Genomic DNA, 19,730 nt, shown 5'->3' with positions numbered 1-19,730 from the left:
CCATCCGCCGTTTTGGCGGGGACGAAGGAGGAATCGAATTGCGTAGGGAAGCTCGCTGGGGCTACATACTAACGTTGCCTTTTACCGTGCATTTACTCGTTTTTTTTTGCCTTTCCGTTTTTCTTTTCCCTCTATTTAACCTTTACGCAGTGGGACATGTTTAATGCGCCGGCCTGGATCGGCGGCAAAAACTGGGTCAGACTGCTCGACGATCGCTCGTTCTGGAGCTCCTTGAGGAATATCCTGCTTTTCGCCCTCATCTTTGTGCCGCTGCAGACGATTCTCGCCCTCGTGCTCGCCTTTTTTCTCAATCAGTCCATTCGCGCCAAATCGTTCTACCGGGTCATCTACTTCCTGCCGGTCGTTACGCCTTGGCTTGCCGGCGGCACGATGTGGGGATGGATGATGAATAAGACGTACGGCTTGGCCAATTACATGCTCGGACTCATGTCTCTGCCGCCCGTAGATTGGCTGGACAGCAAGCATTGGGTGCTCCCGATCACGAGCGTGGCGCTGGTTAATGTGTGGAAGGGCGTCGGCTCCTCCATGATTATCTTGCTGGCCGCCATTCAGGGCGTGCCCAAAGATTTGTACGAGGCCTCTTCGCTTGAAGGCGCGAGTCGCTGGTCGATGTTCTGGCATATCGTATTTCCGATCGTGTCCCCGATGATATTCCTCGTTCTCATTTTGTCGACGATATCGGCGTTCCAGGCTTTCGATGTATTCCTCGTGATGTTCAATGCGCCGAATATCGTGCCGGATTCGAAGGTGACCCCGAACATCTTAATTTACAAGGACGCCTTCCTCACGACCAAGATGGGCTACGCTTCCGCGATGTCCTGGGCGCTGTTTATCGTGATCATGGCGGTGACGCTGGTGCAGAAACGCTTCGAGAAAAGGTGGGTTCACTATGGGTAGTAAATTCTTATTTAAGAATTTGATTATTCATGTCCTGCTGATCGCCGGCAGTACGGCTATGCTCCTTCCTTTTTTATTGGATGGTCTCGACCTCTCTGAAGACCGGCGCCAATGTGGCGAAGCTGCCGCCGCAATGGATTCCCTCTCCGTTCGTATGGAGCAATTTTTCGGAGGTATGGTTAAAGGTCGACTTTGCGAGATATACGCTGAATAGTTTTCTGATCGTCGCCGGCGACATTGTCGGCATGCTGCTCTCCTGCTCCATGGTTGCCTTCGGGATGGCGATGTTCAACTTTAAGTTGAAGAAGTTTTTATACTTCGGCATGCTGGCCACGCTTATGCTGCCATTTCAGGTGACGATGATCCCCGGGTATTTCATATGGACGTCTTTCGGAGCGCTCAACACTTATTATCCCCTCATCGTTCCAAGCTTCCTGGGCGGCTCTTTCGGCATCTTTCTTCTGCATCAATTTTATAAGAGCACCACGAAGGAATTGTACGAGGCTGCTACGATCGATGGCTGCGGGCCTTGGACCGTCCTTTGGAAAATATATTTTCCGCTATCGCGCGCGGTATTGTCGGCGCTTGCCGTCTTTACGTTCATGGGCGCGTGGAGCAATACGATCGGACCGCTGCTGTATTTGCAGGACAAGGAGCTGTTCACGCTGCCGCTCGGTCTGCTCTTCCTGCGAAGCGATGTCGGCATGGAGCAGCAGATTCTGATGGCTGCCGCCGTCATTGTCACCGTGCCGGTCGTCGTCGTGTTTTTATTCGCGCAGAAGCAATTCGTCGAAGGGATCGCTTCGACGGGCTTGAAGGGCTAGCGCGGGAAACAGGGAGGAATTCGGGAGATGGCGTTTTCTCTGCACGATAAAGTGATTCTGATTACCGGCGCTTGCGGCAGGATCGGCAAGGCTTCCGTCCGTTTGTTTTTAGAAAATGGCGCTACCGTCGTAGCTTCGGATCTGATCCCGGCAGCTTCGCAGCCGCTTTTCGGGGAGCTGACCGAGCGGTTCGGGGAGCGGCGCCTGCTGACCGTGCAATCGGATGCGTGCGACGAATCGCAGGTCATGGCCCTGATGAACGAGATCAACGATCGGTTTGGAAGGCTTGACGGTTGCTTTCATAATGCCTTCGCTCAGCTGCACAGGCCATTTGCGGATTATACGCTCGAAGAATGGGAGCGCGTCGTGCGCGGCACGCTGACGTCCGCTTTTCTCGTCAGCAAACATGCGGTGAAGATGATGCTGGCTTCGGGCGGCGGCGCCATTCTGAATACGTCATCCATTATATCGGAACGGCCGCAAGCCCATAGCGCAGCCTACAGCGCTTCCAAGGCGGCGATCAACCAGATGACCAAGGTGCTGGCGCTCGAATACGGCGCCTCCAACATTCGCGCCAATTGCCTGCTGCCGGGCGACATTAAAGAGCCCGACCCGAACGTTTCCGCCGCGTACGTCGAGAAGATGAAGGAGATCACCTTGATCGGGCGAAGCGGGACGCCGGACGAGGTTGCGCAGCTGGCCGCCTATCTTTTGTCCGATTCCGCTGCCTATGTTACCGGAGCTTCCTATGTCATCGACGGAGGGTTTCGACTATGAAAAAAACGTTTTTATTCCATCATCATACGCGCGACGAACTGTCGCAGCTCGCATACGACGGATATGCCGTCGTGGTGCCCCTTGCGGCGACCGAACAGCACGGTCCGCATCTGACCGTGTATACGGATAGTCTCGTCTGCGAGCATATCAGCTATCATGCGGTGGAACAGGCGTCCGCCTATGCCAAGCTTCTGCTGGCTCCGATGCTGCCGATCGGCTGCTCCGACCATCATACGGCTTTTGGCGGGACGCTGTCGTTCTCCTCCGCCACCTATGCGCTGATGCTGAAGGAAATCGGGAAGAGCGCGATTGCAAGCGGCTTCCGGAAGATCATCTTCCTGAACGGACATGGCGGCAACGAGCTGGCCATGCATCAAGCCGCGCAGGATCTTGCCGTCGAGCACCCGGTGTGGACCGCATCGGCCTCCTATTGGAGCATCGCCCGCGATGCGCTCGCTGCGGTCAAAGCCTCGGAAACCGGCAAAGTGCCGGGCCATGCGGGCGGCTTCGAAACCTCGCTCGTCCTGTCGCTTGACGCCGACCTGGTGAACCGGGAGCGAATCGAGTCCGATCACCCGACGCTTCCCTGGGTAGCCGCAGGTCCGGCGGGAACGTTCCTTGGACGCCATCACCTGCTTACCGGATTCGACGGCTATACCGATTCGGCGGCGCTTGCGGATCGCGATAAAGGAAAGCTTTATTTGGATACGATCGTTCAATCGGTGTCGGAATGGCTCGCGCGCGTATGCGAGACGATGGATGGAGGCGTCTGATGCCGGCCGGAGACAAGCCGAGGATTGCGGCCGTCATCACCGAATATCGCCGCAATTCCCATGCCGAGCTGATCGTGGGCAGGCTGCTGGGCGAGCTCGGGTACGAGCCGCAAGTGCAGGTGGCCGCGATGTATACCGACCAGGTGCCGCCGAACGATATGAGCCGCGAGATGGCCGCCAAGCACGGCGTTCCGATTTTCGATACGATCGAAGAAGCGTTCACCTTCGGCGGCTCGGTCGACCATGCGGACGGCCTGGTCCTGATCGGCGAGCACGGCGATTATCCGATTAACGCGGAGGGACAGAAGGAGTACCCGCGGCGTCGGTTCATCGAGGAAGCGCTGCATGCGATGGATCGCCGCAACGTTCGCGTGCCGATTTTCCTGGATAAGCAGCTGTCCTACGATATCGATGACGCGTTCTGGATATATAAGCAGATCAAGCGGAGGGACATTCCCTTCCTTGCGGGATCGTCCGTTCCCTATACAGCTGCCAGGCCGGCGTATGACCGAGCGCTGCTCGGAGACTTGAAGGAAGCGTTCGTCGTCAGTTGGGGCGGCAACGAGTCGTACGGGTTTCATGCGATGGAGGTGCTGCAAAGTCTGGCAGAGAGAAGATCGGGCGGGGAGACCGGGGTTGATTCGGTCCAAGCGCTGTCGGGTCCCGAGATGTGGGCGGCGGCAGATCGGGGGGGAATGGCCCGAGGATTTGCTTGCGATGGCTTTGCAAGCCCAGCCCCAGCCCAATCGTGTGCATCCGCGCGACGCATGCGCTGCGCCTGTGTTGTTTATCGTCACCTACCGGGACGGCACGAAGGGCTATGTCGCACAATTGCAAGATTACGTATCGACTTGGTCCTATGCGGTTCGTCTGAATTCCGGTCAACGCATCGCGGCCGCATGCGAGCTCGATACGGATCGACCTTTCTCGCATTTCGGTACGTTAACCAGGCATATCGAACATCTCATTTTAACCGGGCAAGCGCCCTGCCGCATCGAACGGACGCTGTTTACCACCTGCATGATCGATTATGCGATGGCGTCTCTTTTCTTGCGATCGGCCGTGCCGGCACCGCGGCTTGCTGCTTTCCTACGAACCGTAATGCAAACGCCAACACGCTCTCGTTCATATAAATTTGATAGGGAGGAATCGCCATGCGCACGGAAATTAAAGTCGGCCCAAGCAGCAACAGGCCTTTTTCCGCAGGTATCCAGACCGAATCGATGGTGTTCGTATCCGGATCGGGCGGACTGAACCTCGAGACAGGGAAGATCGTGGGCGACGATCTGGAATCGCAAACGGTTCAGACGATGGCCAACATTGAAGAAGTGCTAAAAGCGACGGGATTGACGTTTAATGACGTGGTCAAAGCGAACATTTATTTAAGCGACCGCAAGCTGTACGACGAATTCAACGAGATTTATCGAAGATACTTTTCCCCGCCTTACCCGAGCCGTACGGCCATCTATTGCGATCTGAACTACGGACTTCTTGTCGAGATCGATGTGATCGCGGTTCGAAGAAACGGCAATTCCACCCTTGCGACGAGGTGATTCGAGATGCTGGATTTCAGCAAAATCAAATATTACGAACCAGAGGCGCCGTCGTCCGACGCGGCCTACAAGGCCGATCTGTGCATATACGGCGGCAGCTCCGCGGGCGTAGCTGCGGCAGTACAAGCCAAACGCATGGGGCTGACGGTCGTGCTCGCGGAATTCGGCCGCAAGCTCGGCGGCTTGTCCTCCGGCGGACTTGGCGCCACCGATATCGGCAACAAAGCTGCGATCGGAGGCATCTCGCGCGAGTTCTATCAAGCGGTGGGGCGCCATTACGGCTGCACCGAAGGAGACGGCTCGCAGTGGGTCTTCGAGCCTCGCGTAGCGGATCGCATTTTCCAGGAGTGGGCCGGGCAAGAGGGGATCACCGTGCTGTACGGCCAGCGTTTGTCGACCGTACATAAGTCGCAAGGCAAGATCGCAAGCATTGCGATGGAGAGCGGCGTTCGGATTGAAGCGGACATGTTTATCGACGCCACCTACGAGGGAGACCTGCTGGCCGCGGCCGGCGTCACCTATCATGTGGGCCGCGAGGCGAATTCGGTCTACAAGGAAACGTTAAACGGCGTTCATTTCGGCGATCCGCATCATAATTTCAAAGCATGGATCGATCCGTACGTCATTCCGGGCAAACCGGACAGCGGCCTGCTGCACGGCGTATCCGACGCGGCGCCGGGCTACCAGGGTCAAGGGGATCGCAGCGTGCAGGCCTACAATTTCCGCATCTGTCTGACCAACGATCCCGCGAACCGCATGCCCTTTCCGGAGCCGCCGAATTACGATCCCGAGCTGTTCACCCTGCTGGCCCGTTATATCGAAGCGGGCGTATGGGACGCCCTCCGGCTTCACTCGTCGATGCCGAACGGCAAGACGGACCTGAACAATTTCGGCGGCGTATCGACCGATTATATCGGCATGAACGATGAATGGGCCGAAGGAAGCTATGCAAGACGAGAGCAAATTTTTCAAAACCACCTAACTTATAACTTGGGCATGCTCTATTTCCTGTGCAACGACGGGCGCGTGCCCGAGGCCGTTCGTCAGGAGGCGCGGCAATGGGGCTTGCCGGCCGACGAATACGTCGAATTCGGAGGCTGGACGCCGCAGCTCTATATCCGCGAAGCGCGCAGAATGATCTCTGATGTAGTGATGACCGAGCACGATTGCCGCGGCTATCGCAAAGTGTCCGATCCGGTGGGGCTGGCCGCCTATCGGATGGACGCGCACAACAGCCGGCGCATCGTCATCGACGGCCGCTGCATCAACGAAGGCAACGTGGAGGTTGCGCCGAGCGGTCCCTATCCGATCTCGTACCGGGCGATCATTCCGAAGGGCGAACAATGCCTCAATCTGCTGGTACCCGTCTGTCTCTCCTCCTCGCATATCGCGTACGGCTCGATCCGGATGGAGCCGGTGTTCATGTGCCTCGGACAATCGGCCGCCACCGCGGCGGCGCTGGCGATCCGGCGCGGCACATCGGTTCAGGATGTCGATTATGCCGAATTGCGCGAGCGTCTGATCGAGGACCGGCAAGTATTGGATAGCTGATGACGGAAAAATGTTATGTCAGCCGGCCTTTCACGGAGCCGCATCGTTTTACGTCGGCGATCGAAGGACCGGCTTGCGATAAAGCGGGCAACCTGTATGCCGTCAATTATGAGCGTCGACACACGGTTGGGAAAATAACGCCCGATGGGGCCGGCAGCTTGTTTCTCGAATTGGACGGGGGCAGCACCGGATGCGGGATGCGGTTTAACCGCGACGGGGATCTGCTGATCGCGGATCATACGGGTCACCATATCCTTAAAGTCGATATGCGCACGAAGGAAACAGCCATATACGCGCACGAGCCCTTGATGAACCAGCCCAACGATCTGGCGATCGCGGCGGACGGCATTCTATTCGCCAGCGATCCGGATTGGAAAACGTCCACCGGTCAGCTGTGGAAAATTCATACCGACGGTAAAGTCTCGCTGCTGGAAGCCGATATGGGAACGACCAACGGCATCGAAATAAGTCCGGACGAGAAGACGCTTTATGTCAACGAAACGGTGCAGCGGAAAATTTGGGCGTACGATCTGTCCGCGTCCAAAGAGATCGGGAACAAACGTCTGTTCATTGCATTTCCCGACTTCGGCATGGACGGCATGCGATGCGATATGGCCGGCAATCTGTACGTGACCCGCATCGGGAAAGGGTGCGTGGCCCAGATTAATCCCCGGGGCGAGGTGATGCGGGAAATTCCGTTGCACGGGAAAAACTGCACCAACCTGACCTTCGGCGGTGCCGACGGCCGCACCTGTTACGTGACGATGGCCGATCGGGGCAACATCGAGTCGTTCCGATCCGAATTTCCCGGCCGCTGTTGGGCTTTATTTCGTTAATCGTCTCCAAGATGCGGAAATGATGCACAAAAGGGTTGTCTCGAAAGGTCGTTAACACGGACCGGAAAGACAACCCTTTTTTTATTTTCGTAACGCGTCCCGTACCTTTTTTTAAAGTATGACTGCCGTCGTCGAAATAAGTGCCGTCCAGCATGCCGGAAAGCGTATTCGTCAGCCGAACGACAATCTCATTCGCTCCGGCTCGCAGCTGCTCCCGCTTGCCCGACCAACGATAAGGGCTCCAGCAGCGCACGCCCAAAAGGAAATCCGTTCACTTCGACTTCTACGCTATCATGCAGCTGCGCGTCCCACCCTTGAAAGTTCACTTCAAAGGTTCCTTTTTCGTCTTCCGGCAGCTCGTCCAGGCTGATCTTTTTTTGTTAGACGCCATGTGCCCGCATAATAAGGGAACCCTTCCAAGGGGCCGGAACGAATGGGAGCGGATTTGGGCAGGGCGTCGATAACGGCTTCGCCATCCGCTGAAAAATAAACGCCGAAAGGGCCGGCCACATAAAGCGGGCTCACGATCCCGTCCCAATCGTTTTGCGCTTCTACGCGAATAACGAGCTCATTGCGACCCTCCGTTAACAAGCGATCCACCTTGCAGCTCAAATAATCCTGGTTGTTGTAAACCTCCGCATGAAAATCGTCGCGAGCGAGCGGTTGGCCGTTGACATAGATCGTAAAAGGTCCCGATATGGCGCCGGGCTCCATGAAGAGCGAGATCTCGTCGGATAGCTTGTTGATCGCGAACGCTGTACGATACCAGCAGACAAGCGGATACTGCACGGTTAACTTAACCGGCGTTCCGAAGGCTTGCCGGAAGGCTAAGGGAAGCTGCTTCCGATCGGCCAGTTCCGCGCATTGATCGATGACCGTTTTGACCTCAACCTGCGGCCATTCTCCGGCAGCCTCGCCTGTCGTCCAGCCCTGTTCCCGCCCCATGTCGCCCGGGGCCGGCGCAAAGCCGAAGCTGCCGAGTCTTAGGACGTTGCTCTGCAGCGCTTCGACCTCCCATGCGGATTCGGCATCGACGTTCAGCGTCCAGGCTTCTTCCGCTGAAGCTTGTGCTTTTACCGAGAGCGCCTCGGTTGAAACTTGGCGGATGCGCAAGCAACAAGACTCGTAGGCGGCGAACTTTAATGGAAGGTGCCAGCCGTCGGCATGCTGCGACACTTCCAATGACGCGACCTCGCCGGTATCCAGGTGCAGACGCTCTACCGCATGCGACTGTATGGGGAGGGCCGAATGCAGCTCGACGCGTCGTTCGCCGGATTGCTGATGGGCGATAAAGATCAGATGCGAGTGGTCCTCCATGCTGCGATGCTGCATTAAAAATGAAGACGTGTCCCCGGTCGCGCAGCGTAGACGGATAGAAGGCGGCTGCAGCGATGCCAATCGTTCCAACAAGGGTTGGATTCCGTCGGCGGCAACCAAGGTGCCTTGGGTCGATAAAAAAGTGACCGCCGCCATGCGTGAACCAGCTGGTTCCCGGGCTTGACGAGGATGACGGCGTTGACCAATAATCGTGCTGCGGATCGCGCTCGAGGCCAAAACGCTTTCTCATCTCCATACCTACGTCGATGCCGGCTTCAATTGACTGATAGGGAAGCAAACCGAGCGCGAGGACCGTCCCCCCCGTTTGCAAAGAAAGCTTCAATCTGGCGCCAAGCCCCTGTCTCGAGATTCGCGATCGGCGGAATGACGAGGATGGAATAGGCGGCATGACCGATACGAAGCTTCCCTGATTCCACCGTTGCCTCCGTTAGCAGCTCGGGATCCAGATGATCAAAATCGATCTGATGAAGCAGCAATTCCCGGCAAATGGCGGCCCAATCGGCTTTGAGCGCTTCGAGCCGCGCCTTCTCGTAGGCATCGTCGCCCATGTATTCGAACTCATGAATCGGATTGCCCAGGTGCGTCCACAAGGTTGTGGTAGGATCGAGCACGGCAACCGAGATCGCCGCTGTGCCTTCGCTCATTAAATAACTAAGCCGCGCGGCATAATCCGCAAGCTGACGGAAATGACGCCAATATGGATTTTGCAAAAACTGAGAGGGTGGCGCATCGTGCTTTTTTAACCCGTCAATGGAAAAGAAGAAGGCATGAAAGTTGAACATGTTGATGCCCATCGCGGCGAACCGGTCCAGCATCCACTTGGCATCCTGCAGCGTCATCGACCACCCCACGCTATGGAAGCATTCGATCAGCGCCCGCCCCTTGCCCGTTTGCCGCGCGATGGAGGAGATCATTTTGGGGTTGTAGCGAAAGCTGAAGGCGTTTTTGGAAAGGATCCACGCGAGCGGCCTGCCCAGCTTCTCATGCCCGCTGTCTCCGCCGGGGATCGTGCTGAGGCGCTGCGTGGCCGCGCGGATGCTATTGACTTCCGTCACATAGCTCAGCTTGTTGCGCTGCGCCCATCGCTGCAGCTGCGCATGGTATGATTCCCGGAGTAAAAGGTGCAGCGACTGGAAATAGCCGTATCGAATCCGCGGGGTGTTTTCCGAAGTTTCATGAAGCAGCGCCAAAAGGTTGTCGCGCCGGAGCAAGTCGTAGCCTTGCGATTCCGCGAAAAAAGGCGGCAACGCGGCGGACCAGGGAAAGTTGCCCAGCAAGCCTACCTCGTCCGAAAAAACGCCCTTCACCACATCGCCGAAATAGGCGCCTATTTCTCGCTTGTAGCGTTCGTGGGTCAATTGAATAAACGTCCGGACCGCTTTGGTATGACACGGGTCCATATAGTGCCCGAAGTATTTAAAGTCCTGCACTTCGGTCTGCATCGCGATCGTCAATTCCCACTTGCCCGAAGGAGGCGTCCAGCGCAAATGCTTCCGGGGATGCGCCGTGAAGTATCGACTGGCATTGTAGGCGGTTAACCCGCTTTGTTGGTAGATATGCTCGTTCTGCAGGCTCCCGATATGAGAGGAAATGTCGATGGACCGATTCCATAGCAAAGTGTGCCCGGCCTCATCGTAGGGCACTGCGGCGGCCATTAGCACCTTGGCCCAGGGGGAGCTCCAGATGGATTGGCCGATTTCCTTCCCGCGTTTCCCGCAAGCTCCATAACGTATGATGCTTGGCGTCGGGGTGCTCAAGGGTCACCTCGCCGCCGGCCATTCCGCTGGGATAGGGATATTCGTCATAGATCCATACTTCCAGGCCGAAGGTTTTGGCCGTTTCTACGGCGAAGCGAACGCGATCGAACCAGACTTGCGACAAGTAAGGCACCGTCAGCCCTTGACGGGCGCAAATGAAGAAGCCGCCGACGCCTTTATCCGCCATCTCCCCAATTTGCAGCTCGATCGCGGCTTCGCTCATGTCCCCGTTCCAAAACCAGAAGGGGACAATCCGATAGCTCGCCGGAGGATTTTGAAAACATTTTTGTAGCATCTTGGACACTCCATTCCGCTGGAAAATCCATCTAAAACAGGCGTTCGTACTTTTGTTTTCAATCATAAATCTTATAGGGTGAAACGGAGGGGTGTCAATCATTTTTATATAAGTTTTACATTCATGAAAAAATAGAATTTTGAATAATAACTTCATAAATTAAAAATAAACTTCAATTTAACATGATTATATTTATATATAAGAATAAATTCATTGACGTGAAAAATAAAGTCGTGATATGTTAATTTCAGAAATCGATTACTGTCAGCGATTACGAGTTTCGGTCGGGAGGGATATGATGGATAAAAATAGAATAGGGTAGGCTTCAATGCCGCTTTCCGGAACTTCTTTATGTTAGCGCTTCCAATTTTCCGAATCATGAGGAGGAGTCTGCGATGATAAAAAGTTTAAGAAAGTTGATGTTGTGCGGTTTGATCGCATCCCTGGCTTTAATGTCTTTGTACATGATCCCTGCCCTGCAGCAGTCCGCGTCGGCGCAATCGTACAACAACTTGATCGTGAACAGCGGATTTGAAACCAATCTGTCGGGGTGGGGAGGAAGCAGTACGACGAAAAGCGTCGATTCCACGACCTCCCACAGCGGATCGAAGAGTCTTAAGCATGTATCCGATGCCACGAACAAGTGGAATGCCGTCGCCACGAGCAGCACTTGGAATGCCGTCGACGGCCAAAGCTTTCGTCTGGACGCCTATGCCAAGACGAGCCTGACGCAAGGCAGATACCAAATCGGCGTAAGGTGGATCAGTACGGCCGGGAGCACCATCGGTTACCAATTTTATACGATTAAAAATTCAAGCAGCTGGACCAGATCGGGCGGCACGTTCGTAGCTCCTGCCAATACGGCAAAGGTTCAAGTCTACGTAGTCATGCCTCAATATTCCATAGGCACCGTCTGGTTGGACGATCTCACGCTCACTTCGGACAATCTGGCGCTGGATGCCGGCTTTGAACTGAATAACGGAAGCTGGAGAGGCAGCGGCCCCGAATTCAGCTACGATTCGACGACCTTCCGAACGGGCGCCAAGTCGGGCAAAATCACCGGTTCTGCAAGCGCCTGGAACGTCATCGCTACAGATCCGGCCGTACACATTGCCAGCAACGAAAGCCAGGATTACGTTTTGAAGCTGTTTTCCAAAGACACGCTGACGTCAGGTACCTTCCGTATCGGATTGAGGTATATCGATGACGCTGGAAATTCAGTGGGCGCCTACAGCTTTACGACGGCGGCCAACGGCGCGAATTGGCACCAGACCGTCACGCCCGCGATGAAGACGCCCGCCGGAACGAAGTACGTCCAGATCTACCTGTGGCTGTCGCAAAACGCGGTCGGGTCCGTGTGGGTGGACGATGTTGTCCTTGAATCGCAAAATCTTGAACTGAATCCGGGTTTTGAAAGCGGCATGACCGATTGGAACACGACGACCGGCGTCGTAGATACGAGCAATGCGTATCAGGGAACGAATTCCTTCAAGTTAACCGGCAGCGGCTCGGCAGGGGCGAATACGCTTGGCGGACATTTGGTGTCGGTAAGCCCGGGAGAGAGCTATAAGGTTCAATCCTACGTGAAGAGCAGTCTCACGGCAGGCGGATTAAAAGCGGGGCTGCGCTTTTTTCAAAAGGACGGGACTACCGTACTGTCGGATGCGCTCATCGACGCTCCGTTAACGAGCGCTTGGAGCAAGGCGGGCGATGTGTTCACTGCCCCCGCGGACGCGGCGTTTATGCAGGTTTATTATGCGCTGAGCCCGGATGCGGCGGGGTCCGTGTGGATCGACAATGTCGTACTAAGCAGCGCGCCCACCCCGTTTATTTTTAGCATGACGGAAAAGCATGTATGGGGCACGGAATCCACCGTAACGACCCGTTTCGCATTAAGCTTGACCGACGAAAATTTATCGGATTATAAAGTGAAGCTCGAAAGGTATGATTTTGGCGGGACGACCCCTGTCTTCACCAAAGAGTATACGACCCTCTCGCCGAACTTTGCGGACACGTTTAACGTATCTACGCTTCCGATGGGGTATTCGATTTACAAAGCGCATTTGATAAGGAAGAGCGACGGATTCGTCAAGGATACAGAGGTTCAGGAAGTTTTGAAGGCGGACAAGCTGACGTACCCGGCGATGCCCGACACCGTCAGCGTCACGACCGACGTCTACAAGGCAGTGCTGCTGAACGGAGACACGTTTATGCCGCGGATTATGTATTCGGTCGTAACCTCCAATACGACGGAGTATGCGGATCTTAAAGCGCAAGGCTTCAATACGGTGCTCATTGGAGAAAGAGGCGGCATTACTTTCGCTACGGCTTTCGCCGACATTAAATCCTTCGGTTTAAAAGCCGCGGCCGCTTTATATCTCAACAATAACGTGGTCGACCTTACGTACATCTCGAGCAGGGTAAATACGTACAAAGACGATCCGGCGCTGCTCTACTGGGTGCTGAACGACGAGCCAGACGGTCATGGGATATCCGCGGCAGCCATGCAGCAAGCGTACGACACGATTAAAAGCATCGATCCCAATCACCCCGTATACGTCAACATGTCCACCAAAAACGTCGTCCAGGCGGGGACCTATACGAACGCAACGGACATCCTGTCCGCCGACTCGTACCCGGTTCCCGACTTCGATATTACGGATGTACGCGATATGACCGATGCCGTAGCGGCGACCGGCAAGCCGGTGAATATGGTCATGCAATCGTACGGCTTGACCAACCGGGCGCCGCTTCCGGAGGAGACGCGTGCCATGACTTATCTGGCGATCAATCATGGCGCCAAATCTACCGGATTTTATGCCTACGACGTATCGCCTCAGTGGTTCCTGAAAACCGATAGTCCTTCGCTGTGGGCCATGTATAAAATCATGAATCAGGAGCTTGAAACGCTGAAGGATGTGATCGCGGCACCGGACGTCGCGCAAAATATCGCGTCCTCCGCTTCGGAGCTCGATATCAAGGTGCGGGAATACGATGGCGTCCGTTACTTGTTTGCGGTCAATACGACGGGTCACCCCGTTACATCCACGTTTTCTGGCGCGGGTCTGACGGGCATCGCGTCCGCTTCGCCTGTTTACGAAAGCAGGAGCGTGGCCGTAAGCGGCGGCGCCTACACGGACACCTTCTCGCCTTATATGGTTCACATCTATCAATTGGAAAGTTAGTTGGTTAGTCGAACCGACAGGACTGGAGATTGCACGGGATATCATCCCGGGCGGTCTCCAGTCTTTTTTATTGGCGGCAAACGAGAGCTGCGTGCAGCAGTGACATTCGAGACGGGCTTGGGCATCGGACTCAGGAGTCGCTATTTCTTAATAATCGGTCGAAATGGCGATCTTATCGGACTGGAAGGACGTTATGGATCCGGATCGAGGCCCAAAAAAGGCCGATAATCCCGTAATAACGGCCACTGAGTCCGCGAGCGGGCCGTGGACAGGGATCGGAACAACAATAAGGGCTCCCCCGGTCCGCGGAAAATTAATGCAAACAAACGCACAAGGATATGCATGGAGGCCTAAACAGGGCTCATCTATAATAAAAACGCGGCGAGTTGAATGCGCTTACAACAAATCGCTCCGTCGACACCATATCACCGATGATTTTACTTGTCCCCTAACAATATTCCCTTCAATAAAAGGGGACGCCGATCTAGTATAAGGATTGTAAATTCACAGACTTCCTGAATCCTCTCCATCCGGTTCGTTCACAGCAAGGAATTGAAAGCGCTTTTATCTTTGGCCGCATACGCGTTCCTGCATCGCCGAACATCGGCACTAATACCGCTTACGGCGGTAATGTGTATACATTTTTTCAAGGAGGTTTCAGGAAAGTGAGAAAAAGAGCATTCGTTTGGATGATGACTCTGGTTATGGCATTTTCCATGCTGCCGTTTGCAGGGGCGGCAAGCCGCGGCCGACGGCGGCACGCCGAGCATTACGATCTATGTCGCTCCAACCGGCAACGACGATACGGGCAACGGCACGCAAGCGAAGCCGTACAAAACGATTGGCAAGGCCAAGGCGGTCGTCAGGACATTGCCCAAGACGGGCGGCGATATCGTCGTTCAAATCGCGGACGGATTTTATTCGCTGGATGAAACCCTCGTATTCACGAAGGAGGATTCCGGAAGCGCTACCAGCACGATTCGCTACGAGGCGGCGCCGGGCGCGCAGCCGGTCGTCAGCGCCGGTCAGATGCTGGAGAAAGGCGTATGGACGGAAGCGGTCGGACTGACGCAGACGAACGGCCTCAAGGCGTACAAAACGACCTTGAACCGAAGCGACAAGCTGCGCGCGATCTACGTTAACGACAAGCGGGCCAACATGACGACGAGTCCGCAAATCGCATCGGGCAACAGAACGGTCACCGGCACGCCTACGGTCAGCTTCACTTCGGCCGACAATCCTTGGGCATGGCAGAACGGCAGCAACATCCGGGGCGGCATCGTATTCGATGCCAGCGTAGGGCTGACGACGGACACGAAAAACCCGCAGAACATCGAAGCCGAAAGCATGGGCGGCTCGACCGCCAGATGGGCGAGACCTTTCGTCACCTTCGCGTCGATCGAACAGGCGCCGGCAGCCAGCGGCAAGACCGGCGGCGTCATGCTCCGCTTCCAGATGCCGTATGGCGCGATCTCCCAGTCTTTGGGCAACAATACGCAATACAATCCGGGCAACAATCAAGTCATCCGCAACGCCTTCGAGTTTCTCAACAAGCGCGGCGACTTCTACTTCGACCAGGCGGCGAGCACGCTCTATTACATCCCGCTCGAAGGCGAGGATATTAATACCGCCGAGGTGGTCATTCCAAGGCTGGAGACGGTCGTCGACATCCGGGGCATCCCTGTGGGAGACCGGCTGAACCCGATTGCGGGCTCGGATGACGGACGCGTCAAAAACATCACCTTCAACGGGCTGAAGTTTGCCCATACCGATTACAAACTGTTCGAACTGACGGGCACTTATACATACAGCGACGGAACGGGTCCGGTCACGACCACTTCGCGCGGCTATGCGTCCGTTCAGGGCTCCATCGTAAATAAAGTTTACTTCCCGAGCAGCATCAACTGGCATGAAACTTTTTTATCGCGGGTACGACATACCGCCTGCGGTGGTCATGATCAACGCAGCAAGAAACATCAAAGTACTGAACGGCGAGATCGGGCTTGCCGGATTTAACGGCATCCATATTGAAAACGATGTCAAGGATATCGAAGTGACGGGCAACTATATCGTCGATACGCTCGCTTCCGGCATTGTCGTCGGACATCCGCAGCATATCTACGAAAACGATCAGGCGATCAAGCATGAATCGAGCGTCTCGGTCTCCGGCACGCCGATCCGGAACTGGGCCGGCGTCGATAAGGAGAAGTTTAAGGCGGGTACGGAAGCCGTGCCGGAAAACATTTATATTACGAACAACTTCCTGTACAGAACCTGCTATGGGTTCCCCGGCGCCAACGCGCTGGCCTCGTTCTACACGACGAACATGCAGGTGCTGCACAACTATATTTACGATACGACTTACGGCGCCATGAGCATCGGCTGGGGCTGGGACGAATACGACGGCTTCGGCTTCACCGCCCAAGGCACCAACAAGACCGGCGGGCCTTACCATGGTACGAACGAAACGAGCATCGCCAGGTCTCCGGACATTACGACAACCTCGCGGAATAACAAAATCAACTATAACCGGATCGAAGAAATTTGTACGGTCGTTAACGATTCCGGCGCCATTTACTCCCTGGGCAGGCAGGGCGATCCGGGCAATCTGCCGGGAGGCGGGACGTGGGACACCGTCAACAATTTGACCAACGACCCCGTCACCGATAAAAACAGCAACTGGAATCCCGACAACTGGACGAATTTTACCGAGATGAACTACAACTTCCTGAACCCGAATCCGACCGACAAACCGACGACCTCCAACAACTGGACAAACGGATTCCATCCCGACGAAGGCAGCACGTTCATTAAGATGATCGGCAACGTCGTGCAGTCGAAGCTCTCCCATGCCCCCGGACAGAGCCGACTGTTCGAGTTCAACAACTGGAAGCGCAAGAGCGATATGATTGCCGTCGACGGTTACGTGGACGGGAACAACAATCAGAACGGCGCTCCCCGGATCGTGAACAACAATTTCAAGAGTGAAGCCCGCATCTGGCCGGTCAAGGGCAACGAGATCGTGTTGAACGCGGGCCTTGCCAACGAATATACGCACATGATCCCGAGAAGCCTCATTGCCGATACCGAGTTCGAGCTGGCTTCCAACGTCATCATGGGCAAAGGCGAGAAGCTGAACCGCAGAGGTCTGCTCACAGCGCAAGACACCGTCTGGCTCGCGCCTGCGAACACGACGACGTTTAATGAAGGCAATACGATGACAAAGGCTGCCGGCAACGTCAATTCAATTAAAGCGCCGAATGCCGCAGGAGAATACAAGCTGTATATCCAATACGGAGACGGCAGAGCGACGGCCACTTCCAAATATACGGTATACGTCGATCAGAGCGCGGCCGCGATGAATGTAAACGACGGAGATCAATATGAAGTATCGGCGGTGCGTCCGCTTGAACTGACGTTGGGCACAGGCTACACCTTTAAGCTCAACGGCAGTCCCGTGTCGAGCGGATACAAGATCGCTACCGAAGGAACGTGGAATTTGATCGGCAGCACGCAGACAGAGCCGAATGCGATCAACATCACGTTCACCACCACGGTATCGGTGGCCAACAGACTGCTTCCGGCCGACGTGTCGGTCGCTCCCGGCGGCCAAGTCAGATTTGCGCTCGACTTGAACGACCCGACGAAAAAGATATGGATCTCCTCGTCGAGCGGCGGACACTTCGACGGCGGCGACGACGAGACGGTGACCACCGGCGACAAGGTCGGGATGACGGCGCCTGCGCTGCCCGGGCCGTACATCATTTATGTACTGGCGGCAGACGGCGAAGTGCTCAGCCAGTCGCACGCTCGCGTCGTGGTGACGGATACGACGCTGGCCGACATTCCTCGGGAGGGTCTCGACTTATGGCTTAAGGCCGACGAGGGCGTGGAAAGAGACGGCAGCGGCAACGTGACCGGGTGGACGAATATGGGCAGCGTACCGGCGAAGCTCGTGCCGGCGAACGTCCCCGGCAGCGGCGGCGATGGTCTGGGGACGCCGACCGGCAATCCCACGATTAAGAAAGACGTATACGATTATGTGGATTTCGCGGCGAATTCAAGGCCGCTTAAAGCTGCCGGATTCAAAAACTACAACGGCAGCACGAAGATGACGATCTACACGCTTGTTAAACCGACCGCCACGGCCAACAACTCCAGCGATCAAAGCGGTCTCGTTTATTTCGGATTAAACGAAGCTTACCAAACCTGGGCGGCCAACGACGGGTGGAGCGGCATTAATCTCGGCGTAGGAACGAACAGAGTCAACGTTCGCTTCGGCAACGCGGACGGCAGCGTATCCGGCGGCGGGCAGTCGATCGCCACCTCGGCCACGAACGACCTGGTCAGCGTCCGGGCGCAGTTGGACGGAACCAATAGAGCCGTGTTTGTGAACAACGCTTCCATCGGCACGGGTACCAACGCCAAGGCTCTGACAGGGAACAGATCGGATCTCGGCATCGGTTACACGATGGCGGCTGCGACGCCTTACCGTTTCATGGGCAGAGTGCTGCAGGTTCTCATCTACGACCGGGTGTTGACGGCCGACGAAGTTGCGAAAATCGAAACCTACTTTAGCGAAGTCAAAGCGGGCCGCGGCGGCGCCGCGAACCCAAGCGTACCGGCGGCGGTTGACAAAACGCTTCTGAACGGCTTGATCGGGACCGTAGACAACCTGGACCAAACGAAGTACACGGCCGACTCTTGGAATGTATTCGCAAACGCTTTAACGACAGCCCAAGCGGCCGTCTCGAACGGCGCGATCGGGCAGGATGCGGCGGACGATGCATACTACGCGCTGCGCGGCGCGATCAAAGCGCTTCAGCCGTACACGGAGCTGGTCGTCACCGGCGAGGGCGGAGCGACCTCCATCACGACGAAAAACGGTACGCTGCAAATGTCGGCAGGCGTGCCCGCCGTATGGTCCGTAACCGCAGAGGACGGTTCGGAGACGCAAGCGGCGATCATCGGCGAGACGGGCTTGCTGACGGCTAAAATGAACGGCGTCGTCAAGGTAACGGCGAAAGCCAGCGGGTCCAGCTTGACCGGCAGCGTGCTGATCGCGATCAGCGGTCAAGAAGGCGCGTTGCTGAGCGGACCGACTTCCGTCTTGGCGGGCGAAGCCTTCAAGTTGAACTTCGGCTTGAACAACCTGACGTCGGATGTGTATGCGATCGACCTGAAAGTGCGTTACGACGCTTCTAAGGTGGAATACGTGTCGGGCGTATCGCTGGTAGAAGGCTTCTCGATCGTGCTGGATCAGGCGGGGACTTCGGGCGGCGAGGCGAACATCCGATTCCTTGGGGCAGGCACGGGCCAGGCCATCTCCAATACGGATAAACTGCTGGAGCTGAGCTTCAAGGCCAAAACCGTCGGCGCGGCTGTCGAGACCAATGCCATCACGGCCGAAAACGTCGTCATCTCCGACGGCGTCACGGAGACGCCGGTAAGCGCCGCCAGCCATAATGTGGCGATCGCGCTGAACGATAAATCGGGGCTTAACGCGGCTATTGCCGCTGCCGACAACCTCTTGACCGGCGCCATGGAAGGCTCGTTCCTCGGCCAATACGCGCCAGGCTCCAAAGCGCTGCTGCAAGCGGAGCTGACGGCCGCCAGAGACGCACTGGCCGATCCTGATCTGTCCCAAGCCGGCATTCAAGAAGCGGCCACGAAGTTGACGGACGCGACGTCCGCTTTCGGCGGCGCATTAAAAACGCTGGCAGGATCGAGCGCGCTGACCATCGGGGATTTGGCGGTCGTCGCCAAACATTACGGGCAAAGCGGCGCGGATGCCAATTGGACGCTGTACAAGGCGCTCGGCATTGCGACGCCGCGTCCGATCGGGATTCAGGATCTGGCCGCGGTCGCGCAACGCATCATGGGCAACTAACTTATCATGGGCAACTAACGCATCAGGGGAAAT

At 56.1% G+C, this 19,730-nt stretch carries 14 protein-coding genes; 11 read left to right on the top strand and 3 right to left on the bottom strand.

The window, feature by feature from the left end:
- Positions 1–156 precede the first annotated feature (156 nt).
- The 8 genes from OMP40_RS03200 (at position 157) to OMP40_RS03165 (ending at position 7,232) form a co-directional block, all read left to right on the top strand.
- Positions 157–918 (top strand): carbohydrate ABC transporter permease, encoded by a 762-nt coding sequence (locus OMP40_RS03200; protein WP_277529062.1) that lies wholly within the window; start codon positions 157–159, stop codon positions 916–918.
- A 113-nt stretch (positions 919–1,031) separates the two neighbouring features.
- Entirely contained in the window at positions 1,032–1,742 is a 711-nt protein-coding gene (locus OMP40_RS03195; RefSeq protein WP_277529061.1) for a carbohydrate ABC transporter permease, read from the top strand.
- Between the two features lie 27 nt (positions 1,743–1,769).
- Positions 1,770–2,519 (top strand): SDR family NAD(P)-dependent oxidoreductase, encoded by a 750-nt coding sequence (locus tag OMP40_RS03190; RefSeq protein ID WP_277529060.1) that lies wholly within the window; start codon positions 1,770–1,772, stop codon positions 2,517–2,519.
- Positions 2,516–3,292 (top strand): creatininase family protein, encoded by a 777-nt coding sequence (locus OMP40_RS03185; RefSeq protein WP_277529058.1) that lies wholly within the window; start codon positions 2,516–2,518, stop codon positions 3,290–3,292. Before OMP40_RS03190 ends, OMP40_RS03185 begins: the two co-directional genes overlap by 4 nt.
- Positions 3,292–4,425, top strand: coding sequence for a hypothetical protein (locus OMP40_RS03180; protein WP_277529056.1), 1,134 nt, complete (start codon positions 3,292–3,294; stop codon positions 4,423–4,425). Before OMP40_RS03185 ends, OMP40_RS03180 begins: the two co-directional genes overlap by 1 nt.
- Positions 4,426–4,446: 21 nt before the next feature.
- Positions 4,447–4,845: a RidA family protein gene (locus OMP40_RS03175; RefSeq protein WP_277529054.1), complete on the top strand. Its 399-nt coding sequence runs from the start codon at positions 4,447–4,449 to the stop codon at positions 4,843–4,845.
- A gap of 6 nt (positions 4,846–4,851) precedes the next feature.
- On the top strand, positions 4,852–6,396 hold the full coding sequence (locus OMP40_RS03170) for an FAD-dependent oxidoreductase (RefSeq protein WP_277529052.1): 1,545 nt from the start codon (positions 4,852–4,854) through the stop codon (positions 6,394–6,396).
- A complete protein-coding gene (locus tag OMP40_RS03165; protein ID WP_277529051.1) occupies positions 6,396–7,232 on the top strand; it encodes an SMP-30/gluconolactonase/LRE family protein in 837 nt (278 codons plus the stop codon). Before OMP40_RS03170 ends, OMP40_RS03165 begins: the two co-directional genes overlap by 1 nt.
- A 327-nt stretch (positions 7,233–7,559) precedes the next feature.
- Here the strand turns inward: OMP40_RS03165 and OMP40_RS03160 are convergent, their stop codons facing one another.
- The 3 genes from OMP40_RS03160 to OMP40_RS03150 all read right to left on the bottom strand — a co-directional run bounded on the left by OMP40_RS03160 (position 7,560) and on the right by OMP40_RS03150 (position 10,778).
- Positions 7,560–8,549 carry a hypothetical protein gene (locus OMP40_RS03160; protein WP_277529049.1) on the bottom strand — a complete coding sequence of 330 codons (990 nt, stop codon included), beginning with the start codon at positions 8,547–8,549 and terminating at the stop codon, positions 7,560–7,562.
- A 275-nt stretch (positions 8,550–8,824) separates the two neighbouring features.
- The gene (locus tag OMP40_RS03155) at positions 8,825–10,186 is read right to left on the bottom strand and encodes a glycosyl hydrolase (RefSeq protein WP_277529047.1); all 1,362 of its coding nucleotides are present in this window, start codon (positions 10,184–10,186) and stop codon (positions 8,825–8,827) included.
- 13 nt (positions 10,187–10,199) lie between these two features.
- Complete coding sequence (locus tag OMP40_RS03150; RefSeq protein WP_277529045.1) at positions 10,200–10,778, bottom strand: hypothetical protein; 579 nt, start codon at positions 10,776–10,778, stop codon at positions 10,200–10,202.
- A gap of 308 nt (positions 10,779–11,086) precedes the next feature.
- On the opposite strand from OMP40_RS03150, the gene OMP40_RS03145 reads away from it, so the two are divergent.
- The 3 genes from OMP40_RS03145 (at position 11,087) to OMP40_RS03135 (ending at position 19,697) form a co-directional block, all read left to right on the top strand.
- Entirely contained in the window at positions 11,087–13,807 is a 2,721-nt protein-coding gene (locus OMP40_RS03145; RefSeq protein ID WP_277529235.1) for a carbohydrate binding domain-containing protein, read from the top strand.
- 726 nt (positions 13,808–14,533) lie between these two features.
- Positions 14,534–15,823, top strand: coding sequence for a hypothetical protein (locus OMP40_RS03140; protein WP_277529042.1), 1,290 nt, complete (start codon positions 14,534–14,536; stop codon positions 15,821–15,823).
- Positions 15,717–19,697, top strand: coding sequence for a cohesin domain-containing protein (locus OMP40_RS03135; protein WP_277529040.1), 3,981 nt, complete (start codon positions 15,717–15,719; stop codon positions 19,695–19,697). The genes OMP40_RS03140 and OMP40_RS03135 overlap by 107 nt, the downstream gene beginning before the upstream one ends.
- The last annotated feature ends 33 nt before the right edge of the window (positions 19,698–19,730 follow it).

Origin of the sequence: Cohnella rhizosphaerae (assembly GCF_029525575.1) — a bacterium.
Lineage (GTDB): Bacteria > Bacillota > Bacilli > Paenibacillales > Paenibacillaceae > Cohnella > Cohnella rhizosphaerae.
The sequence above is the reverse complement of the archived record's forward strand: the minus strand, read 5'-3'. Positions and strand labels throughout refer to the sequence as shown.

What these genes read in the sequence shown, in the direction of transcription:
- OMP40_RS03135 (WP_277529040.1), top strand. Translation starts at nt 15,717, where the DNA reads ATGAAACTTTTTTATCGCGGGTACGACATACCGCCTGCGGTGGTCATG.
- OMP40_RS03190 (WP_277529060.1), top strand. Translation starts at nt 1,770, where the DNA reads ATGGCGTTTTCTCTGCACGATAAAGTGATTCTGATTACCGGCGCTTGC.
- OMP40_RS03165 (WP_277529051.1), top strand. Translation starts at nt 6,396, where the DNA reads ATGACGGAAAAATGTTATGTCAGCCGGCCTTTCACGGAGCCGCATCGT.
- OMP40_RS03170 (WP_277529052.1), top strand. Translation starts at nt 4,852, where the DNA reads ATGCTGGATTTCAGCAAAATCAAATATTACGAACCAGAGGCGCCGTCG.
- OMP40_RS03180 (WP_277529056.1), top strand. Translation starts at nt 3,292, where the DNA reads ATGCCGGCCGGAGACAAGCCGAGGATTGCGGCCGTCATCACCGAATAT.
- OMP40_RS03200 (WP_277529062.1), top strand. Translation starts at nt 157, where the DNA reads ATGTTTAATGCGCCGGCCTGGATCGGCGGCAAAAACTGGGTCAGACTG.
- OMP40_RS03175 (WP_277529054.1), top strand. Translation starts at nt 4,447, where the DNA reads ATGCGCACGGAAATTAAAGTCGGCCCAAGCAGCAACAGGCCTTTTTCC.
- OMP40_RS03185 (WP_277529058.1), top strand. Translation starts at nt 2,516, where the DNA reads ATGAAAAAAACGTTTTTATTCCATCATCATACGCGCGACGAACTGTCG.
- OMP40_RS03150 (WP_277529045.1), bottom strand. Translation starts at nt 10,778, where the DNA reads ATGAAGTTATTATTCAAAATTCTATTTTTTCATGAATGTAAAACTTAT.
- OMP40_RS03160 (WP_277529049.1), bottom strand. Translation starts at nt 8,549, where the DNA reads ATGGAGGACCACTCGCATCTGATCTTTATCGCCCATCAGCAATCCGGC.
- OMP40_RS03145 (WP_277529235.1), top strand. Translation starts at nt 11,087, where the DNA reads ATGATCCCTGCCCTGCAGCAGTCCGCGTCGGCGCAATCGTACAACAAC.